Annotated in this window: 2 protein-coding genes; one reads left to right on the top strand and one right to left on the bottom strand. The window is 74.5% G+C overall.

Annotated features, from left to right (window positions below):
• On the top strand, positions 1-862 hold an 862-nt coding region (locus tag AC5LUJ_RS13835), incomplete at its 5' end, for a hypothetical protein (RefSeq protein ID WP_493465051.1).
• A 158-nt stretch (positions 863-1020) separates the two neighbouring features.
• On the opposite strand, the gene AC5LUJ_RS13830 is transcribed toward AC5LUJ_RS13835, so the two are convergent.
• Positions 1021-2304, bottom strand: coding sequence for an L-2-hydroxyglutarate oxidase (locus AC5LUJ_RS13830; protein WP_250282657.1), 1284 nt, complete (start codon positions 2302-2304; stop codon positions 1021-1023).
• Positions 2305-2444 lie beyond the last annotated feature (140 nt).

Genomic DNA, 2444 nt, shown 5'->3' with positions numbered 1-2444 from the left:
GGACGGCGCGGACGGCGAGTCGGAGCGGCTGCGCCGGTGGCGTGCCGAACGGCGTGCGGCGCACGCGCTGACGGCTGACCCGCGGTGGGCCCGGCCGCCCGGTGGCCATGGACCGGGTGCCGGGGGCGCGGACAGCGGCGGCCGGGATACCGGCGGTGGCGAGGCCTCCGATGCGGCCGCTCCCGGCACACCGTCGGCGTCCGGCGCCTCGTGGCCGCCTCCCGCCGCGGGCCGTGCCGCGGACGCCCCGGGTGAGGCCGGGCCGTCGGGTGCTGGCACCGGGCCGGACTTCCTGTGGGGCGCCCCGATCGGCGCTCGTCCGGGGGAGGCGGCCGGTGGGCCCGCGGACGGCACGGGCACCACGGCAGGCGAACCCGCGGGTGCCGGGGAGCGGCTGGTGGGGCTGCTGGGGGGCCTGCTCGTGCTGGTCGCCGGTGCCGCGGCCGTCGTCGGTTCGGTCATGACCTGGGCGACCATCACCGCCTTCGACGTCATGGAGCTCCCGCTGCGGGGCACCGAGATCGGCCGCTACTACGGTGGGACGACGGCGTTGCTCGGTGTCCTGGCGGTTGTTCTCGGCGGGATGCTCACCGGCCGTGACCGGAAGGGCTGGCGGTGGATCCTCACCGCCGTGATCGGCCTGGCGACCGTCCTGCTCGCCGTGATCGACATGATCCGCCTGCTGCGCGTCGACCGGCTGGGCGACATCGACCTGGACCTTTCGGTCGAGCTGGGGCCAGGCCTGTGGATCACGCTGCTGAGCGGGCTGCTCACTGTCGTCGGCGCGCTGCTGGCCCGGTTTCTGCCCGTAAGGCCGAAGCGGGCCCGTGGCGGGCCCGGCCCCGGCGGGCAGGACAGATGATCGCGAGTGGTGGGCGCGGACGGGGCGCCCGATGCGGGCGGCGGTCGTGGCCGGGCTCATCCCCCAGGCGGTCAGCTCACAGCCGCCAGTACAGGATGTCCCTGCCGTAGCGGCGCTGGTGGCCGGACCGGGCGGTCGGCCGACAGCCGCCGGTACGCTCACGCGGCCGGCTCGGCCACGATCCTGTCCACGATGTGCTCGGCGATGGCCAGGGACGCGGTGGCCGCCGGTGACGGCGCGTTCCGCACGTGCACGATCTTCCCGCGTATCGACAGCACGAAGTCGTCCACCAGTGCGCCGTCGCGCGCGACCGCCTGCGCGCGGACACCGGAGGGCCCCCGGACCACGTCCGCGGCCCGCAGCTGGGGGACGTACCGGCGGGCCTCGGCGATGAACGCACGCCGGCTCGTCGTGTGCAGGATCTCCCGGGCCCCGGTCCGCCAGTGCCGGCGGGCCATCGTCCGGAAGCCCGGCCAGGCGAGTGTCTGACGCAGCTCCGAGCCTCGCACGGTCAGCCCGGTGTAGCCCTCGCGGGCGGTCGCGAGGACCGCGTTCGGGCCGACCAGCACGTTTCCGTCCACCTTTCTGGTCAGATGGATGCCGAGGAACGGGTACCGCGGGTCCGGCACCGGGTAGATCAGCCCACGCACGAGGTCACGACGCTCCGGGCGCAGCAGCCAGTAGTCGCCGCGGAACGGGACGATCTGCGGTGAGGGATCCTCGCCGGTGAGCGCGGCGACCTGGTCGGACTGCAGGCCGGCGCAGGCGACTAGCAGGTCGAACGGCCCGGCCGCCGTGGACACGGCCGTGACCGTGCCACCGGCGCGGGACGCGGTCGCGTGCGTGCCGTTGGGCGGCACCCGGACGTTCCCCCGGACCCGCAGGCCCAGGTGGACGCCGTCGGGGCGCTCCTCGACGGTGACGACCTCGCTGCCGGTGCGCACCGTGCCGCCGGCGTCCTGGACGCTGTCCCGCAGCCGGCGGGCCACCGCCTGGTAGTCGACGATCGCGGTCGTGGGGGAGTGCAGCGCGGCCACCCCGCGGGCGTGCGGTTCGTAGCGGCGCAGGTCGTGCCCGTCCAGCATGGTGGTGTCCGGGACGCCGTTGGCCTGTGCCCGGCGCGCGATGTCGGCGAGCCTGCCCAGCTCGCTGTCGTCGACCGCGACCACGACCTTGCCGCACTCGTCGTAGCGGATGCCGTGCGTGGCGCAGTACTCCCTGAGCAGTACCACGCCCCGTCGGCACAGGGTTGCCTTCAGTGATCCCGGCTGGTAGTACAGCCCGGCGTGGACGACTCCGCTGTTGTGTCCGCTCTGGTGGCGGGCGACGTCATGCTCCTTCTCGAAGACCGTCACCGTGGCGGCGGGATCGACCTGCCCGATCCGCCGGGCCACCGCGAGCCCGAGAATACCGCCGCCGATCACCGCGACCCGACCCGCCACGCGTCCCGCTCCTGGTTCCTGGATGCCATGGTTTCCGTGCGCGCAGGGAGCGCGGGAAGAGCTGTGGTCGCGCACCTGTCCGTCGGCGATGTTACGGGACCGGCGGGCACGCGACGCAGACGAATGATCCCCTCCCTCTC

The organism is Protofrankia sp. CiP1_Cm_nod3, from assembly GCF_982290655.1.
Note: the sequence above shows the minus strand (reverse complement) of the source record. Positions and strands in the feature narration are given on the sequence as shown.